General features: G+C 47.8%; 14 protein-coding genes. 4 read left to right on the top strand and 10 right to left on the bottom strand.

Annotated elements, in window-relative coordinates; genetic code table 11:
* The 3 genes from ACYQ2M_RS06025 (at position 1) to ACYQ2M_RS06015 (ending at position 1,593) form a co-directional block, all read left to right on the top strand.
* A complete protein-coding gene (locus ACYQ2M_RS06025; RefSeq protein ID WP_459915421.1) occupies positions 1 to 423 on the top strand; it encodes a hypothetical protein in 423 nt (140 codons plus the stop codon).
* A gap of 90 nt (positions 424 to 513) precedes the next feature.
* Positions 514 to 795 carry an acylphosphatase gene (locus ACYQ2M_RS06020; protein ID WP_459915420.1) on the top strand — a complete coding sequence of 94 codons (282 nt, stop codon included), beginning with the start codon at positions 514 to 516 and terminating at the stop codon, positions 793 to 795.
* A 6-nt stretch (positions 796 to 801) separates the two neighbouring features.
* Complete coding sequence (locus ACYQ2M_RS06015) at positions 802 to 1,593, top strand: Mut7-C RNAse domain-containing protein (RefSeq protein WP_459915419.1); 792 nt, start codon at positions 802 to 804, stop codon at positions 1,591 to 1,593.
* A 386-nt stretch (positions 1,594 to 1,979) separates the two neighbouring features.
* On the opposite strand, the gene ACYQ2M_RS06010 is transcribed toward ACYQ2M_RS06015, so the two are convergent.
* From ACYQ2M_RS06010 to ACYQ2M_RS05970, 8 genes are all read right to left on the bottom strand, one after another.
* Positions 1,980 to 3,395, bottom strand: a complete 1,416-nt coding sequence (locus tag ACYQ2M_RS06010) for a tetrathionate reductase family octaheme c-type cytochrome (RefSeq protein ID WP_463682441.1) — start codon at positions 3,393 to 3,395, stop codon at positions 1,980 to 1,982.
* Complete coding sequence (locus ACYQ2M_RS06000; protein ID WP_459915416.1) at positions 3,392 to 5,089, bottom strand: ABC transporter substrate-binding protein; 1,698 nt, start codon at positions 5,087 to 5,089, stop codon at positions 3,392 to 3,394. Before ACYQ2M_RS06000 ends, ACYQ2M_RS06010 begins: the two co-directional genes overlap by 4 nt.
* A gap of 540 nt (positions 5,090 to 5,629) precedes the next feature.
* On the bottom strand, positions 5,630 to 6,289 hold the full coding sequence (locus ACYQ2M_RS05995; RefSeq protein WP_459915415.1) for a DUF1638 domain-containing protein: 660 nt from the start codon (positions 6,287 to 6,289) through the stop codon (positions 5,630 to 5,632).
* A 101-nt stretch (positions 6,290 to 6,390) separates the two neighbouring features.
* Complete coding sequence (locus tag ACYQ2M_RS05990; protein ID WP_459915414.1) at positions 6,391 to 6,801, bottom strand: PAS domain S-box protein; 411 nt, start codon at positions 6,799 to 6,801, stop codon at positions 6,391 to 6,393.
* A 52-nt stretch (positions 6,802 to 6,853) separates the two neighbouring features.
* Positions 6,854 to 7,033, bottom strand: coding sequence for a hypothetical protein (locus ACYQ2M_RS05985; RefSeq protein WP_459915413.1), 180 nt, complete (start codon positions 7,031 to 7,033; stop codon positions 6,854 to 6,856).
* A 115-nt stretch (positions 7,034 to 7,148) separates the two neighbouring features.
* Entirely contained in the window at positions 7,149 to 7,340 is a 192-nt protein-coding gene (locus ACYQ2M_RS05980; RefSeq protein ID WP_459915412.1) for a hypothetical protein, read from the bottom strand.
* Positions 7,341 to 7,779: 439 nt separating this feature from the next.
* Positions 7,780 to 8,976 (bottom strand): hypothetical protein, encoded by a 1,197-nt coding sequence (locus ACYQ2M_RS05975; protein WP_459915411.1) that lies wholly within the window; start codon positions 8,974 to 8,976, stop codon positions 7,780 to 7,782.
* Between the two features lie 316 nt (positions 8,977 to 9,292).
* Positions 9,293 to 10,708 carry an outer membrane homotrimeric porin gene (locus ACYQ2M_RS05970; RefSeq protein WP_459915410.1) on the bottom strand — a complete coding sequence of 472 codons (1,416 nt, stop codon included), beginning with the start codon at positions 10,706 to 10,708 and terminating at the stop codon, positions 9,293 to 9,295.
* An 834-nt stretch (positions 10,709 to 11,542) separates the two neighbouring features.
* Here ACYQ2M_RS05970 and ACYQ2M_RS05965 point away from each other — a divergent pair.
* Complete coding sequence (locus ACYQ2M_RS05965; protein WP_459915409.1) at positions 11,543 to 14,809, top strand: cyclic nucleotide-binding domain-containing protein; 3,267 nt, start codon at positions 11,543 to 11,545, stop codon at positions 14,807 to 14,809.
* A 153-nt stretch (positions 14,810 to 14,962) separates the two neighbouring features.
* Here ACYQ2M_RS05965 and ACYQ2M_RS05960 read toward each other — a convergent pair whose 3' ends face one another.
* On the bottom strand, positions 14,963 to 16,375 hold the full coding sequence (locus tag ACYQ2M_RS05960) for a sigma-54 interaction domain-containing protein (RefSeq protein ID WP_459915408.1): 1,413 nt from the start codon (positions 16,373 to 16,375) through the stop codon (positions 14,963 to 14,965).
* Positions 16,362 to 19,019 (bottom strand): ABC transporter substrate-binding protein, encoded by a 2,658-nt coding sequence (locus tag ACYQ2M_RS05955; protein ID WP_459915407.1) that lies wholly within the window; start codon positions 19,017 to 19,019, stop codon positions 16,362 to 16,364. The genes ACYQ2M_RS05960 and ACYQ2M_RS05955 overlap by 14 nt, the downstream gene beginning before the upstream one ends.
* Between the last annotated feature and the right edge of the window lie 87 nt (positions 19,020 to 19,106).

Here is a 19,106-nt window from a genome sequence, read left to right as displayed (position 1 = left end):
TTGAAACAACAAATATCACCGAATTTCCAGAATAATGAAATTGCCAGTCGCATTATTGCCCATCTGCTCACCTTTGATCGGCAATATCCCGGCAGCTTTGATGATATTGTGGCCTGGATTCAGACTCTGTTTGAAAAAAGCCATTTAAGTATAGGTAATGCCACAGACATGGCCGATAAAGACGGCAGGGTGTCAAAAATTTCCAAGGGCATTGTGAAGCTGGATGATTTTTTGCCTTTGCGTTTTCGGAATCCGGAAACGGGATATCAGCTCATTATCACGCTCATGGAACTTGAGATCTGTATTAAAGATATCTTTTGTCAGATCATGCATCGAACGGAGGCCACATTGGAAAATGCCATTTCAACAAAGGGTGCCCAGGGCGCGTCGTCTCCGGCAAAACTGCTGTTGTTTAAGAAATGATAATCTCCTTGAATATTCCGGAGATATCCATCCAAAATATTTTTCATCAGCTTTGACTATTTGTCAGAAACCTGTGAAAGGAGACTCCAAATGAACCCCAGTTATTGTTTAACCATAACCGGACGGGTACAGGGGGTATCTTTTAGGTACCATACCATGGAAAAGGCCCGGGAACTTGGCATATTCGGCTATGTAAAAAATCAGCCGGACGGAACTGTTTATGTTGAGGCACAGGGCGAGAGGGGGGCACTGGATCAGCTTGTGCTATGGTGCCATCAGGGTCCGTCCTTTGCCCGGGTAGAGAAGGTTGCGGTGGAGAAGGGAAAGGGGAGCGTCGCCTTCAGTAATTTTGAGATTCGATATCCTGGTTGATCTGCCATGCCTGCTCTGGAACTGACATTTCATCCGGACTTTTATTTTTTTCTATCCAGAGAGCGGCAAAAAGCCATTCCCTTTTTAGTCCCGCACCGGGGCGCATCTGTTAAGGACATCATTGAATCCTTAGGGGTTCCCCACACCGAAGTGGGACGGATTCTGGTTCGTACCAGGGGCAAATTACAGGATATGGGAGAAAATAATGGGGTATCGGTGGAGTTTGACTGTGTTCCCCGAGATCAGGATCGGATGTTTATTTATCCACCTGTGCCGCCAGTGGATGTCACCCTTCCGACCCTTTTGCGGCCCCTGCCTTTCAAGAGCCTGAAGTTTGTGGCAGATGTCAACGTGGGCGCCCTGGCACGCCTGCTGTTGTCCCTGGGATTTGATACCTTGTACAGCAACGCCTTTTCCGACGAACAGGTGGCACAGGTCGCGGAACGGCAACAGCGGGTGGTGCTCTCCCGGGATACCGGACTGCTCAAGCGTAAAAAGGTAATCTTCGCCCGCCGGGTCCGGGAAGAAACCCCGGAAGCCCAGCTAAAGGAAGTCTTGACCTTTTTCGGAAAGGAGCGGGGACCCTTTTGCTTTCTTTCCAGATGCCTGGCATGCAATGTGCCTCTTGTGCCCGTTGAAAAACAGGCCATTGCGCATCTACTGCAGCCCCTGACCCGGAAATACTACCATCGGTTTAAAAGATGCCCCCGGTGCGGCGGTATCTTTTGGAAAGGGTCCCACGTTGACGAAATGGCACACAAAATGATGCGCCTGTTTCCGGATGGATCATTTGCCTGAGTTCAACAGGAGTGCCTGTTCGGAGAGCAGCGATTTAAAACGGTCAAGACCAAACCTTGTCTGCCTTGCATGCATTATAAAGGAGTTGTCAGCCACTTCATCAGAATTAAGTGGGACAACCGATGGCGTATAAGCGGACCCTCTTCCGCCGTCCTTGTCTGTATAGATAGCATCCAGCTTTGCACAACCGTATAATTTAAAAACTGTATCTTTTGGCAGGATCATGGCACTGCCATTATTGCGGCTATTGGAGGCAGTTTCCACCGCAGCTACTTGTTTTTTTCCAGATCGTTAATTTTTTGCTGAAGCAATGCCACGTCAGCCCCTGATGAAGCGTCGAACCGGAAAAATGGGGATGTGCCCATGGCATATGCCAGGGTTTGGGATCAATCAAGATTTGTTTTCTTTTCCTGAAACCGTTTTCCTGAAATCGCCGGATCATCCGGGTACCCCAGGGCCTCAAAATCCATGACGCCGTCCGGGCCATGGCAATTGGTGCAGGACAGGGCTTTTTGTTTGGGAACAACCCCGTGATTGATGCGCCAGTGCATGAGGGTGTTGACGAACTTAATGTTGCCGCTGAATTTGAGTCCAGCTTCCTTCATGCCATCTGTTGCGGCCCGGTTCCAGTCAAAATGTGTCCAGAAGCCCTCCCACAATTTAGGAATAATGAGGTAACCGTATGTGGCATCCGCTGGTTGTATGCCGGAAAAAAGTTTATAAGGGGTGATTCTGGCGGCCAGTTCTTTGATATCTCCCACGGGGGGATTCAGGGCGGTGACCCCGTCAAGATTTGCGGGATCCCCATTTAAGTAGCGTGTATGCCTGCCGTCGTACCAGGTGTAAACCGGTTGAACATGTTGGCGTTTGACAAGAACCCCCTTTTTTTTGTTGTGGGTAGCAATGACGTCGGGATCCTTTGGCAACAGCCCAACTTCTTTGCCTGCTTTGGACCAGTCCCAGAACATGAGGGTGGGGTTGTCCCGGGCAAATGTGGGGATATGACAGGTCTGGCATGCGATGGTATCGCAATGCTCATTGAGGGTTTTGAGCAGGGGGTGATCATTGTCATGGGGATTTTCATCGTGACAATCCATGCAGGAAACGCGTCCCTCACTGACAGAGCAGGTGGTGCTGGCCCCGGATATTTTGTGCTGGAGGCTCACATGGCATTCCTGACAGGTGAAGTCCTGACCGCCCATGTGGACATCCTGCAAATTGCTGGGATCTTTAAGGGTGCTGTCCAGGTCTCCGTGCTTGATGGCATCCCCACCGCCACCGAACCAGTGGCATGATCCGCAATTGGCACGGGTGGGAAGCCCCACATGCTGTGCGATCTTTACCAGATCAAGGCCCTGCTTTTCCTGGCCGCAGCCCGTTGGTGTTTTGGCGTATGTGCCTGTGGTATCGTGACAGACCAGGCAATCTATGTGTGCGGGATCTGCAAAATCAAAGGTTTCGTCCTTCCAACCGTAGCCTGCATGGCAGCTGGTGCACCTGCACCAGTTAGAGATGGGGCTCATTCAGAAATTATTGATCAGGGTGCGCTTTCCCAGATCTGTTCGATGTTCTTTTCCCACAACGTCAGGGGTTGCCCCCTGCCAGAGCCAATGGGCAGAATGAAGCACTTCTTCTGCCTGTGTGCTGTGACAGTCAAGACAAGCTTGGGTCACCGCCATGCCGTTGGGGTAAGGCCCTTTTAAATGGTTTTGGTGATCTGACAGCGTCTGGGCCATGGTGGGGCCCGCATGGATACAAAAGAATAGAATCAAAAGCAGTAGCACAAATAAATTTTTTTTCATTTTTTGTTTTCCCCATCAGATTTGATTGCCTTAAGGCGAATAAAAGACCAGAGATTACCGATGCCCCCGGGCATTTTTACCCAGCCTTGAAAATGATCGTTTCGGGCCGCTTCCACCCGGGATCCCGTGTAAAGGGGAATACAGGGAATTTCCCTTGCGATGAGAGCCTGCATTTCGAAAACAAGGGCTTGCCTTTGATCCGAATCCTTTTCAAGAGATGCCTTTTGGGCCAGTTCATCAAAGGCGGTGTTTCGAAAACGGGCATAATTTTTGCCGCCCGGGAGGGCCTCCGCACTGTGAAAAAAAGTTTTGAGATAATCCGGATCATCGGAAAGGTTGGTCCATCCCATGATGCAAGTATCAAAATCTCCTTGTCTGAGCAGTGCAATGGTCTGGTGGAGGGGCTGTATTCGCGTGGATACCGGGATGCCGATATACGACAGGGCTTTTTTGATGCTCAGGGCCACTTTCAGGCGAAATGGCCTGTTCCACCCCCGGGTGGTCAGGATTTCCATGGGATTGATTTTTTTACCGTCTGGCAGGATAAGATGTTCTTCTAACCAGGAATAACCAGCTTCTTTAAGAATCATTCTGGCTTTTTCAACTCGAATTTCAGTGGTTAACCCCACGCCGGGAGCCTTCAGGTGGGGATTGGACCAGAAGGTGTTTTGGGGTGGAACAACACCATAAACCGGTGTGCCCTGACCCTTTAGAACCCGTCTTACAATCTGCTCCCTGTCCACCAAAAGTGCCACTGCCCGTCGAAATGCGGGATCCGTATAGGGGGCACGTTCCAGATTAAAGGTAAGATAGTCATAACCGGTTCGATCTGTGCCATAAAGCGTTACATGGGGCATTTGGGAAATTCGGGGGACAACATCCAGGGGCAGATCCCACCAGATAAAATCGATTTTGCCTTTTGCGAGTTCGTTCAGATTTTTTTCAACATCGGAGTTGAATTCCAGAATCAGGGTATTCAAGTAAGGTCCCACTGAGATGCCGTCCATTTGAAGGCCACTTCCAAAAAAATGGGGATTTTTTTTGAGCACCATAAAAAAAGGCTCGGTGTGGGTTTGCAGGAAAAAGGGACCGTTGCTGGATACGGTTTGCGGGGCAAATTCCATAAGGGTTTTCAGGGGATTGTCAGCAGTTCTGGCCGAACTTACCGGCTGGAACCATCTTTTTTTTTGTACAAAGGGTGCAAACAGCGCCCGTTTAAAAAAACCTGGACTGGGTCCTTTCAGGGTAAATCGCAGGGTTCGTTTATCCAGTGCCTCCATTTTTTCAATGTCCTGCCATTTTTCCATGTGACCGGGAACCTCGAATTCCTGAATGGTTTTGATCGTAAACATCAAATCCTCAACCGTCACCGGTGATCCGTCGTCCCATTGTGCTTGTCGAAGTCGAATGGTGACGCTGTCGGGTTGACCTCCCTGAATCGGCAGGGATTCTGCCAGCCAGGGAAGCATTTTTCCATCTGTGGGGCCCCTCATGTAAAGGGACATGTGGAATAGCCGAAAAATCTTTTGGGACCATGCATCGGTGGCGGCAAAATAGTTCATGGATTTCGGAGGATTCGGCATGGCAATATGCATGCTGTCTTCAACCGCATTGGCAAAACCATACGGGATCACCAGACAAACTGTGACAAAATAAAGAATGACTCTTTTAAAAACATTTCCTTTGTGCTGCATGACATCCCCCTTAACCGACGTCTAACTCTGTTTTCTAAGAAAGAGTAGGTAAGCCTAATATTCTTTCATGCTTTGTTGTGGGCAGATCGAAGAGACGAAATAAGGTCTGCCCGTGGCTGTTATATGAAAAGGTCGTCTTCAAGTTTACCTCAGTAGAGCCGCCCCCCGACGGGCAATAGGAACTGGCCAATTGGGCCGTCTACGATTCCGGGCGGGCCCATTGCCCGTCGGCATGATAGTATTTTCAATATTCGTTGTGTCCGCCAGGACATGTGGGATATATAGGTTGCATTGCATAGTGTCTATGAGCACTTGAACTTTGCCTTTTCCATATTTTCCATGGATAAAAAAGTTCTAAGCGTCACTAATCATAAAAATTATGCTCCTGTTTTCGTAAATATTCGGCTTGCTCAGCCAATGTTTGGAACCGTACCCCATATTCGCTTGTTTGGGGCTGCGTAGCAGACTAATACTATGTGAGCAGGGTAAAAACAGGTGAAGATGGGGTGCTGACCGAATACTTACCTGTTTTCGGATGGATCATCTGCCTGAGTTCAACAGGAGCGCCTGTTCGGAGAGGAGCGATTTAAAGCGGTCCAGGGTAACCGGGTGTGCCTGCATGGGAATGCCCATCCAGTCGCAGTAGTTCAGGAAGGATTCTGGTTCTGTCTCCATGTATTGATTCATAAATCCAATGCCATCCAGCACAATGGCACCACCGGTGTGACGGGGAAAATTTTCATTGGCAAGGGCCTTGTCCCATCCCTTGAACACCTGGTGTTTGAATTTTACCCAACCCGGTGTCATCCACCAAACCGGTTCACCACCGACAAGTTCTTCACCAATGCGTTTTAACTCAGATGCATCTGCAAGCATATCCATGCAATGGGTGGCGTTAATTCGTGCCACTCCGGGACCTTGGGCGTCAATGATTTCCTGCATGTTTCGGGTGGGATTGTCAGCATTGACATAGCAAAATTTTCCGCCATAGACCACAATAATCTTGTCTACCACCTTTTTAGCTTTATTAATCGCGGTGATGAGTTTTTCTTCCAGCTTTACCACATCCTGGTGCAGACCGGGTAGGGTAAAAAACAGATGATCGGTGTCAAGAAATCCCTCTTTTTTTAGCGCATCCAGCTCCATTTGCATGGTACCGCAGGAAACAATAGCCATATCTGAGAATGATATATTTTTCATAAAAAATTCCTCCTGTGTCTGTTTATCTTAAATTTTTGGGCCTGGTTGTGAACAACGTCAGGCAAGCAGACATAATCTGTCAGGTACTTTAATTGGCCGCATCATGTCGAAATATCTGCCATTTGATTTTCCGGGTTCATGTGGTGGGTGACATTGTTAATGTTAGATACAAAATAGATGGGTTTTCCGTTGAGGTCCCGTTGCATACACGAGCAGATGTCCACCCATATAATGCCTCCATTTTTGTGTATGTATCGTTTGGTCAGTGTTTGGTTCTTTTCCTCTCCACACATCATTAGCTCTATCATCTTTTGTGTCGATTGAATATCGTCTGGGTGCGTAATATCCTGCCATTTGATGTTAGAGAACTCATCTGCATCATAACCCAGCATATCCCTGAAGCATTGGTTTACCTCCATTTCACCGGATATAAATGTAATGCTTTTCCCTATATTACAGTGATTAAAACTGTTTTCATATTTTTCCTTAGCCGCTTTTAACTCCTGCTCCATGTTTTCAATGTGTTTTATTTTTTCGAGGAGCTGTCTGTTTGTATTGCGTAAATCAGTGTAAAAGGTTTGCACCAGAATCTTGAACTGTTTGCATAAAATGTTTTCCAGAAAATTTTTGATTTTTTTCGTCATCATATTTTCCTGATTGGGGGGATGTATCAAACAGGGATTCCTCAAAAGTTTGTTTTTGATCTGAACAGAGTTTTATAGTAGGTCTCAACTCATCAATCATAAGTTCTCATTATGATTTGCTTGAAAGTTAGGTAATTATTTGAAATTATTAATGTATAATTTAAAAAGGCATCCACTGGTGTCTAATGAATTCAGAAAGATATTAGAAATTATAACTATTGATATGTCGCTGCCCCCGCCATACCAGTAGCACTCTCCGAAGTTGCCCCCGTCTGGGAAGTCCAAGCTGTCGTATCTTCGCCGGTGAGACACTGGTCTTCAATAAATTCTGAATGATCCACATCTGCGTATGAGGTTGCACAAAATGAAATGATAAGGGCTGCTGATACCAGTAGAATTTTTTCCATTGGACCTCCATGGTAATTTTTGATGATATTCAAATTAGCATATTCTCAAAACAAGGGCAAAATTTTTTGAAAATATTTATTTTTTATCGTCATTTTCAGCCATCCTAAAGAAAGCAAGATGGAGAAAATGTCAAAAAAACCTCGGTTATGAATTGATCGGTCCGTTCCCAATCCCAATCGGTACCATCAGGTATCGGTCCAAAGGGGTTCGGGCCTGGTTAAAGGGGAGTGATAAAAACTGAATTATGGGCTGTAAAGCGCCCATGGCTTTACGTTTTGCATACGTTTGGGTTCTTGGTACTTTAATGTCTGGCCAGTGCCCCATATCCGCCTGTTGGGAGCTGCGTAGCAACTGATGCTGAGCAGATTAAAGCTGGTGAAAATGGGGCGCTGGTTGAATATTTTGACTGCTTTTAAAATGGCATTTTAACACTACGGATTAGAAACTTACCTGGAGTTGCGCTACAAGAACTTGTTTTTCTTCAGCATACTGAGGATCATCATAATCTGAGAAGAGGTAGGTCAACGAAAGTTCCGTGTTGGTGGCAATGTCGTATCCGATCCAGGCGTTGAAGATGGTGATATCGTCAGTTGTGGTGTTGTCATCATTTTCCGGTTTGAAATATCCCGCTTTTCCACCCAGTCTGAGGCCGTCCATTACAATATATTTTCCATAAACTGCAACTCCCTGTACACCGGCACTGTCACCAGTGGGATCAAACGGACTGTTCCAGTTGTAAAATGCGGTTATGTAGGTGGCAGGAGGGGTGTTCCAGGCCATGGGAGTGAAGGATCCCCAGTCGTTGATGCCGGTGAGTTGTTTTTCATCGGCATCGTCGGCTCCCAGGGCATAAAACAGTTCTGCTCCCAGGTTGAACGCTTCAGTGATATTGACGTCTCCCTGGAGATAGAGCTGGGTTCCCATATAATCCGTGGCACCGTCATCGGTGTCGCCGGTGGCAAAGTCAAATTCTCCGCTTAGATTTATATTTCCAAGTGAACCTGTTGCATAAAGTCCGACCATGAGCGGTGAATTGTCTGTATCGGTTCCATCAACTTCCATGGCACCAAATAGATCGACAGTAAAATTATCGGTATTATATCCGAAATTAATGGCGTATAAATCGATATCATCGTTGGCTCCATCATCATTTAATGAGCCGTTTTCACTGTTTTTAAGGTAAATAAGGGAGGTTTCGACCGGTAATTTAAGGTTCAATTTGGCACCCACGGCATTGGCATCCAGAACTTCACATACACCCAGTCCCACAAACTGCTGTCCAACCCTCAGCGACCATTTTTCTTTGTCAATGTTTATAAAACCACGGTCAATATCTATGGTGTTTACCATTGAGTTCCTGGGTCTTGAGACCAGACCACCGGTGTAGTCCTGTCCCCAGACACCTTCTCCATAGTCGGCTCTCATCTCCACATATACATCGTCTGCAATGTTGATTTTGGTTCCCAGTCTCAGGCGCTGATCGATAAAGCTTTTATCAGTTCCATCAAAGGCGGTGTTGTCAAATGCCCGCACCCAGAACAGCCCATAAAGAGATACCCTGTCGTCGGCGTAGGAGGGAACAATGAACGTGAATACGCTGGTAATGAGCAAAATGGCGGTGAGAAATTTTTTCATATTTATCCTGATATAGTTAAGTGTTTTTTAAATGAGATCTCAATTTTTTGTCTTCAATGGTGATCTTTTTACGAATCCATCTACAGCGAGTGTTGAGAGCTGTTTGTTATTGTTCTTTTACTTCTTTTTTAAGGGGTTGTGGTTTGGGGCCGGGCAGGCGCTATGGTGTTTAAAAGCGAAGGGCTTTAAACAGGAGAACTATTTTCATCGGCGTTAAATCACGTTTTTTGTAGGAGGAAAACATGTTTGGTTTGATGATTTAATATACTACCCGCCCGCCCGGCCCCAGTGTTCAGGGGGGTGTAAGAGTTAATGTTTAGAATGAAAGCTCAATGGAACATGCCACTTTCCAGAAATCTTCCACAGATCCGTTAACGGCCTCGTCGTAGTCGGAATCCTCATCAAAGGTCATGTATCCAAGTTCCGTTGCAAAGAGCAGGTGATCCATGATCTGATATTCTGAGTTGAAGTTGATTTCCACAACGCTTTCATCTTCGTTCATGAGGATGTCATTGGGGGATTCAAAAATGGTATCCTCGGCCGTACCTTCGGCATACATGATCTGGAATTCATGGGACAGTTTTTTGCCGGTCTTGATGTCTTTGAGTTTAAACCCCACGGCCCACATGGATACGGCAACGGTGGTATCATGGGAATCAAACATGTTGTCGTTGAACCGACTGCCGCCAAAAAAGGAACTGGTGTAGGAGGGACCGCCGATGAGCATCGGCATCATGTTTAAATCTTTATCATTGGCATCAGGCCCATTACCGTAGAAGGCGAAAAATTCGGGGGTGAACCCATCCATTTTATAGTCGACGACCAGATCTGCAAAATAACCGGCGATGTTGGCATCCACCGTGGCGGTTTCCCAGTCCATATCACCATATGTGGCACTGGCTTTAACGGACAGGGCATCCATGTCATATCCAAACGTCATTCCGAGATACCAGGCAGATACGTCGTCTGTTGGTGTGGGGTCAGCAATGGCAGCGTTGGCACCGGAGAGCAGGCCGGGATAATTGATGTATGCGTATCTGTAATAGCTTGGGGCATTGGCAATTACATCTTCCTGGATGTTCGCATAGGCCACCCAGGGCGTAAATTTTACGGCATTCATGGTAACGGGCAGCTTGGCAAACAGAAAGTCTGCCTGGTCGTCGGTGTTGGTTGCTGTATCGTCCATCAAATCCGTCATGCGGAACCAACCAGCCTGGAGGGAATAAGTGTCGGTGAAGGGAGCGGAAAAGGTTACGCCTGCGGGCACTTCATAGAAAAGATTGCTGCCGTAGGCGATTTCACCCATATTAAAACTCTGGGAACCGAGTTTGAAATTCATTCCTGAATCGGAGGTGAAATCAATGTAGAGGTTGTCCAGTTCAATTATAAAATTTCCATCCTCTTCACCGCCTACCAAGGCGTCATTGGTACCAAAATACCCACCGGTGTCACCTTCACCGATCTGGAAACTGATTACCCCTTTGAGGTTTTTATTGAGAATCCACTGGGCCTTGAAGCTCAATTCCCGTGTGGCATCAAAATCAGCATCATCACCCTTTGAATAATCATCCACAAAATCAAGATACTGGGTGGCACCAAAACAGGCCTTGAAGGCACCACTGATCTGCATACTTCCCATGTTCCCGGCATCAAAGGTCATGGCACCGGCACCGGCGGCCATGAAAAAAAAGACCGTTACTGCAATGGCAATACAACGTGTTAGTTTTTTCATCTTTTATCTCCTGAATAAAAAATTGAAGGTTTTTTTCGGCAGATTATGCATAACGCCATTGTCTGTTCTAAGAGCAAATGCTGTGCCATTGGATTTTTGCCTTGATTTTTTTGAAATTCAGGTATCTATATGTATTTCAGAATAATGCAGGATGCTTGTTAATGGCCTGTTTCTGGGGGATTCCCTTTTTATTTGCATGGAAAAGGCGTTTGTCAGGAAATGGATTGTTCCTCGTTATGGTAACGTAAGCGTTAACGTTCTGGTAACGGTTATGGCAGTTAATTGCTGCCATGTGTTTTTTCTATTAGAAAATTAAATTTTCGGGCAACCTCAGCAGAGCCGCCCCCCCGATGGGCAATAGGAACCGGACAATCGAGCTGTCTACAGTTCCGGTTCGGGCCCATTGCCCGTCGGGGGGGCGGCGGCGGCATAATGCCATTTTCAATATTCGTTGTGTCCGCCAGGACATGACCGTTATATGAAAAGGTAGCCTTCAAGTCTACCTCAGCAGAGCCCCTCCCCCGATGGGTAATAGGAACCGGACAATTGAACTGTCTAAAGTTTCGGTCCGGGCCCATTGCCCGTGGGGGGAGGGGCGGCATCATGCCATTTGGCTCCGTGTCTACGACCCTATCTTCGTTGTGTCCGACAGGACATGTGGGTTATATGAAACTCCGTCTAAAGCGCTGCAATGATTAGAGTTTCATTTTTTGTTGTGGCAGGTGCTTACTGCCATGTGGGTTATAAGAAAGCTTCTGGAACGTTCTTTGCTGTTTGTTTTTTTGTTCATTGCATTTTAGATTATCCAAACACATAAGGCTGTTGAGATCACCCATGACTGATTACATTAAAAGATGGATGAAGATTCGTCCCGAAGAGATGGGGCTGTTTTTCGGGGCGGTGACCTTGATCTTTCTGATCCGCTGCGCCGGACTGATTTTTAATAATTTTGCTGAAACCGCCTTTTTAAAGCGATTTGGTGTCTCCTGGCTTCCGGTGCTTTATATTGCCAATCCCATGATTACCCTTTTTTTACTGGAGAAGCTGTCCAGCATCAAACCCCACCTTTCTGCTTATACGCGTCTTTCTTTTCTGCTCATGGGGTGTGGTATCACCGCTTTTTTTTTGTGGTTGCTGCTGTTTCTGGAAGGCCGATTTTTATATCCCCTGTTGTTTGTGATGAAAGTGCAGTTTGAGACACTGCTCAGTGTTTTTTTCTGGAATCTGGGTAACGAGCTGTTTAATTTTCATCAGTCCAAGCGATTGTTTCCCTTGATTACCATTGGTGGGGTTCTGGGGGACATGGGGGGGAACCTTTTGACCGTGGGATTTTCAAAGGCCGTTGCCATCAATCATCTGGTGTTGATGTATGGGACGGTATTATTGTCGGCTGCCTGTATTACCCGCTATCTGGGCGGTCGATTTCCCCTGCAGGTGGTGCCCGGGGTGTCTAAATCATCAGAAAAAAAAACATCCACGTTTTTGAAACGCATTGCCGGTATTGGCCCTTTAATGAAAAAATCCACCCTTGTTCTGGTGATGGTGGGACTGACTTTTTTTGCCAATGTTGTCTTGCCCATCATGAACTATCAGTTCAATGTGGCGGTGGATCACAGTTTTGGGGCTGAAAATGCCATGATTGTGTTCTTTGGAACCTTTCGAGGAGCCATGAACGCTGTTTCCATATTGCTGCTTTTCTTTTCCGGCAGATTTTACGGCAAATGGGGCATTCCCGTGGCGCTGTTGTTTCACCCTGTGAATTATTTTCTGGTCTTTCTGGGATTTTTATTTCGGTTTGATCTGGTTTCTGCCATGTATGCACGGTTTTCCACCAATGTGGTTCGAACCACCTTTAATCAACCGGTGAACAACATGCTCATCGGTATTTTCCCCGATGCCTATCGATCAAAGATCCGTCCTTTTTTGCGGGGGGTGGTGGCCCGGGCCGGATTGATTACCGGTTCCTGTCTGATATTATTGACCACCACCGTTTTGCCACCCCATTATCTTTCTCTTGTGGCATTTCCCTTTATTTTTGCCTGGATTGCCACGGTGATTTTTTTAAAGTTTAAATATGCGACTTTGATTATTCGACTGCTTGCATCGGATGTTCTGGATTTGAGAATCACCGAGGCCCATGTGGTAAAGAAGCTGTTCCAGGACAGGCGCATTCAGGATCAATTGCTGGAAAATTTTCGATGTGCAAGGGGACAGGATGCCTTTTTCCATGCCCGGTTGTTGCGGTATCTTGGTATGGAAAATCTCGATAATTATATATTAAACAGTCTGAAATACCAGGACAGCCCCACCGTGATTCAGATGCTGCCGTTGATTTCAGATCGTGTGGGGGATCGTTTCTTCAGGGTGTTGAAAAAATTAATCCATGTGGCGGATGAGCCATTGACCCTTGCCATGATTCGGGCGGCTAAACCCCGCAACACAAAGGCCTGTCGGACGTTTTACCGGGCACTGGAAGAAAAGTGCCGACATCATGGCGTAAACGCCTGCGTTTCTCCGGAAATCCGGGCATATTCCGCTGCCTGTGTACTCATGGAAATGTCTGAACACCGCCGGGAGATGATGGGACAGTGGATGCGCGATGCCAACATGGAGCATGTCCATGCCGGTATCATTGCCGTTACAGAATCCGGGGACAAGGCATATGTTCCCTTGCTCAATCAGCTGTTAACCCGGGAAAAAAACGACCCCGTGCTCCCCGCCCTGATTCGTGCCCTTAAAAAATTGGACCCCCTTGATGTCACGGATCGGGTGGTCCCGTTTTTAAGCCATAAACAGGCGGCTGTGCGCATGGCGGCCCTGGAAGCGGTGGAACTTAATGAGGATGATGCCTTACGCCGCCGTGTCCTTGCCCTTGTGGGGGATCATGCGGAAAATGTCAGACAGCTTGCCATTGAAAAAATCAAGTCCTGTCCCTACTGCAATGGGAAATTGCTGTTTGAATTTCTTTATCCAGGTTCCCGGAAAATGCGGGAGGGTATTTTTGAAATTTTAAAGGCCCTTGATATCAAAGATCTGGACCTGTTTGCTTTTTTTGAAGACGAGATCCGTCAAGCCTGCATCTACCTTGCGGTTTCTGAAACCCTGAAAAAATTACCCCAGACCCTTTCCTGTGATCTGCTGTTGCGTCACCTTTCTGAGATCAGGGTCGCCCATATTCAAAACGGGCTTCGGGTGGCCTCCATTAATGATGATTCCGGGCAGGTGAGGCTTATTTTAAGAAGCCTTTTTTCCCAGGACCACCGCAGGCGATCCAATGCGCTGGAAGCCCTGGAAAGTACCATGCATCCCCGACTGGTAACGCGTCTGATGCCTTTTCTGGATGGAACAGCTCCAGCGGATATCCTGCGAAATCAATACAGACAGCTGGGGGGACCGGTGGCGTTACTGGAGACCGGAAAGGCCCTTGACTTTCTGCTTCACAGTAAGAACTGGCTGGCTGTACGCCTGGCCCGGGGGATCTTACAGACCCTGCCCTGGGATGAGATGAACGATGAAATGAAAGAAAAAAAACACCGCTTGAGTGCTCAGTTATCCCAGGATGATACAACGGCAGAGGTGTTTGGATGTTCCACTTCAATGGAGGCGGTTATGGAAAGAACCTTAAGTTTTCAGGAAAAAATTGTTCATATCCAGAAGGTGGATATCTTTAAGAATCTGGCCATCAATGAACTGGCAGCCATCAGTGACATTGCCCGGGAAGTAACCTTTGCCCCCGATGAGATTTTGTTCCATGAAAAGAGCTTTGCAGACACCATGTATATTTGCGTGGAAGGGGCCATTTCCGGATCCAGAAACAACGTGGATGTGGGGCAATTCAAGGCCGGGGACAGCTTTGGCATGAGCGCGTTTCTGGTGGATAGTAAACGGCTTCTCACCTGCCGGGCCACCGCGCCCACCCGGCTGCTGGAAATCCATAAACAGGAATTTGAGGAGATGCTCATGGAGTATCCCCAGATTTCCTTTGAGATCGCCAAGATTCATGCACGTATGATCCAGCGCCTTTTGGAACAGATTCAGGCTGAAGATACCCACGAAAGTCTGATGAAGGATTTTTTCAACAAGGACCAACGGATGAAATAGAAAGGCTTTTTCAGATGATGCGTAAATATTCGGGTGGGTCATGTAAACGCTTGCTCCGTGCTTCATATTCGGTTGTCTGGTGGGACGATACGACTGCCATGTGAGCAGGCCAACATGGGCGAAGAGGGGGCTGCTGGGCACATATTTATTTATTTATTTATTTTGAGGCTGCAGGGCAATATCCCATTTTTTCATGTATTTCCAGACAGAGGTTCTGCTCTTTCCGATACGTCGCCCCACTTCTGCTTTGTTCCAGTCACATTCATGGAGAAGATTTACAAGCGCCTCCCGGTTTAATTTGGATTGTGGGATTTCCTTGGCACCGGAAATCGGCGAATTGCTCTTTTCTGATGGTGCCCCGGCGCATTCTCTTTTTTCTCTGATTTCAAGGGGAAGGTCACGGGTTTTAATCTGTGGGGATGAACACAGAACAAAGGCATGCTCAATGGCATTCTCCAGTTCACGGACATTTCCGGGCCAGGGGTACTCCATGAGTTTTTCCATGGCATTGCGGCTGATATCCTTTATCTTCATGGATTCCCGCTTATTGTTCTTGTCTATGAATTTTCTCACCAGCAATGGAATGTCCTCCCGCCGGGATCTTAGGGGGGGGATCTGGATGGGAAACACCTTGAGCCGATAATAGAGGTCTTTTCTGAATTTTCCTTCCAGTGTGAGATGGTAGATATCCTTGTGGGTGGCGGCCAGTATGCGGATGTTGATTTTTATTTTCCGGGAGTCTCCCACCCGCTGGATTTCCCTCTCCTGGAGTACCCGCAGCAGTTTGACCTGCATGTAGGGGGACAGTTCTCCGATTTCGTCCAGAAAAATGGTGCCCCCATGGGCTTCTTCAAATCTTCCTTTTCGATCGCGGTGGGCCCCGGTAAAGGCTCCCTTGACATGGCCGAAAAGTTCACTTTCCAGAAGGGTTTCTGACAGGGCTGCACAGTTCACAGCGATAAACGGTCCCTGGGACATCTGCCCGTTGTAATGAATGGCCCCGGCCACCAGTTCTTTGCCGGTGCCGCTTTCCCCCTGGATTAATACGGTGGCACGGCTGTCTGCCGCTGCTGTGATGGCATAAAATATCTCCTGCATGCCGTGGCTTTTGCCGATGATATTGCCCATGGCATGGAGTTCTCCCAGCCGTCGTTCCGCCTCTTGTGCCTTTTTTTTGATGTGGTTGAGTTCTGTGAGATTCGTAAGGGTTTCCACGATGCCAAGAAGGGTGTTGTTCTCATCCCGGATGGCCCGGGCATTTTTGATCACAGGCACCTCGTACCCGTCCCGGTGTTTTACATGGCATTCTTTGGACTCTGATGTGCCGTGTTTCAGTACACCACATTTTTTCATGTCCGAGGGACATTCCTTATCAAAGCAGCGGTTGCACTGGAGCAGCTTGCATCCCTGTCCCAGGGCCTCTTGGGCGCTGTACCCGGTGATACCTTCCATGGCACGATTCCAGGAAATGATCTCTCCATTGCTGTTCAACGTGAACAATCCGTCGGCCATGGTGTCAAGAATTTGATTGAAAAAGCGAATATCCCACATTTCATGGGTTTTCATGACCCAGCACCTCCCGTACCTGCCTTGCCAGGTCCTGCCTGGAAAAGGGTTTATTGATAAAATGAACGCCCTGTTCCAGAACCCCATGTTGGGCAATGACATTGGCGGTATATCCGGACATGAAGAGACATTTGATATCCGGATAAAGACAGATGAGTTTATCAGACAGTTCCCGACCGTTCATGCCCGGCATGACCACATCTGTGATGAGCAGATGGATGCCATCCTGCCCCTGTTCCTGGGCGATCTGGAGGGCCTGCCCGGGATCACTGGCAGTCAGGACGGTGTAGCCCAGGCGTTCCAGTATCAACCGGGCAATTTTCAGTATGGAGACATCATCCTCCACCACCAGGATGGTTTCATCGCCCGTACGGGGAGAAAGAGGGAGCTGGTTTCTGGTTTCTGATACCATGGCATTTTTAGCTGGCAGGTAGAGTTTAAAGGTGGACCCTTTATCCGGCTCACTGTAAACGTTGATAAAGCCGTTGTTCTGTTTCATGATACCGTAGACCGTTGCCAGTCCCAGCCCATTGCCCCGTCCCACGGCCTTTGTTGTAAAGAAGGGTTCAAATAGATTTTTCAGGGTTTCTTTGTCCATGCCCGCGCCGTTGTCGCTGATCACCACCATGACAAAATCACCCTCGATAAACCCGGGATGATCCCGGCAGTAATCGGTGTTGAACGTCACATTTCTGGTTTCTATGGTCACCCTGCCGATGTCTTTGATGGCATCCCGGGCATTGAGACACAGGTTGGCCATGAGCTGATCCACCTGGGAGGGGTCCATGCGCACCGGTCGGACACGGGTTCCGGGGAGCCAGGCCAGTTCAATGTCTTCACCGATGAGCCGCTGCAGCATTTTAAGCATGTCTTCAATCACCTGGTTGATGTCCAGTATCCGGGGGGCAATGGTTTGCTTTCTCGCAAAGGCCAGTAGCTGGCGCGTGAGATCGGCGGAGCGCCGGGTGGCACTGTGAATTTCCTGGACATTTGCCATCAACGGATTGAGTGTATCCATATCTTCCAGCAGAATTTCCGCATTTCCAAGGATGACGCTGAGCATGTTGTTGAAATCATGGGCCACCCCTCCGGCAAGCCGTCCCACGGATTCCATTTTCTGGGCCTGGTGAAGCTGGGCCTCCATTTTTTTCTGTTCGGTGATGTCCTGGAAGGTACCCTTCATCTTTAAACATGTACCGTTGGAATATTCAGGATGTCCTGCAACTTTTGCCCAGATCAGTCGCTTTTTGGCCGTACGACATTGCAGTTCCAGAGTGAAATTTTCACCGGTTTCCATGGCATGTTTGTAGGCTTTTTCAAGCAACTGCCTGTCCTGTGGTAGATAATAGTTCAGATGCTCATCCGGACCGGGAATATGGTCGGATTCAATTTCAACTATTTTATAGGTTTCATTCGTCCAGATGGCCGTCTTTGATATCAGATCATGTTCCCAGCCCCCGATTTTGGCAAGGCTTCCCATTTCATTTAAAAGGTGTTCTCTGTCTCTGAGTGTTTTTTCCACTCGTTTTCGTTCCACCACCTCCTTTGCCAGTTTTCTGTTGAAAAACCACAATATAAAAATGACAATGGTGAACATCAGACAGATGCCCACGGCGATGCGTTTGAGCCTGGTGTAATCCTTTTCGGGATCAGGATTGTATAGAAAACCTTCAAGGGAAACATCGCCGGTTATCAGCCCGAGTTTTTGATAGGTTATGCCAATGTGTCGCCATCTTCCAGGGTTCATGTGCCCGACCTGGATTAAATCCGGGAGCATTATTTTCCGGATGGCTTCGGCTTCGAAACGAAGGTGGCTTCGTTGTTTTTTAACGCCATAGTTGTTGATGAGAAGCTCAATGATTTCTTCGGGATGGTCCATGGCATATTCCCACCCTTTAAGGGATGCCGCCAGGAATGCCTTGACCCGCAGGGGGTGTTTGTCAATTTCAGTGTCCGTGGTGAAAAGACAGTCACTGTAAAAATCAACCCCATAGGTTTGGGGCGAAATGATGGCCGGTTCAATGTTGTTCTGCAACAGTTGCCAGGGCTCATTGGTGGTGTAAGCGCTCACCGCATCTGTGCGTCCTTCCATGAGGTCCCTGATGTCATAGGTTTGATCCATGCGTTGAATGGCATCAAGGGGGATGCCTTCGTTTAAAAATGCGGCCATGATATCTGCGTCTTTGTTTCCCGGCAACAGCATCACCCGTTTGCCGATGAGATCCTGAAGGGTGGATATGCCGGCATCCCGGCTTGCCAGAAGAATGGACGGGGAATGTTGGAAAATGGGGGCAAGTACCACAAAGGGATCTCCGTCCATGCGATGCAGCAGCAGTTCTGAACCGGCCACCCCATATTGAGCGGCACCGCCCATCACCACCTCTCTTGCAAACTTCCCTTCTCCTCCTTCAATGATGGTTACATCCAGACCTGCCTGGCTGTAGTATCCCTTTTCAAGGGCAGCGTAGTAACCTGCAAATTGAAACTGGTGCTTCCATGCCAGCTGTATGGAAACTTTTTCCGATGCCTGGGCTCTGGCCATGATAAAAAAACAAGCCAGAAAGACCCAGCGGCATAAAGTGAGACGGGTGAAACAGGAAAAATTGATCAGGTGTTTTTTTACCAAACGAATGCCTCTGGTCATTGTGACTCAATGGGGCAGTCCTGGGTTGGGATTGCCAGGATTTGCCGGTATTAAAGAATGCAAACAAAGCTATTAAAACATTTTTTC

Source organism: Desulfocicer niacini, assembly GCF_054657595.1.
The sequence above is the reverse complement of the archived record's forward strand: the minus strand, read 5'-3'. Positions and strand labels throughout refer to the sequence as shown.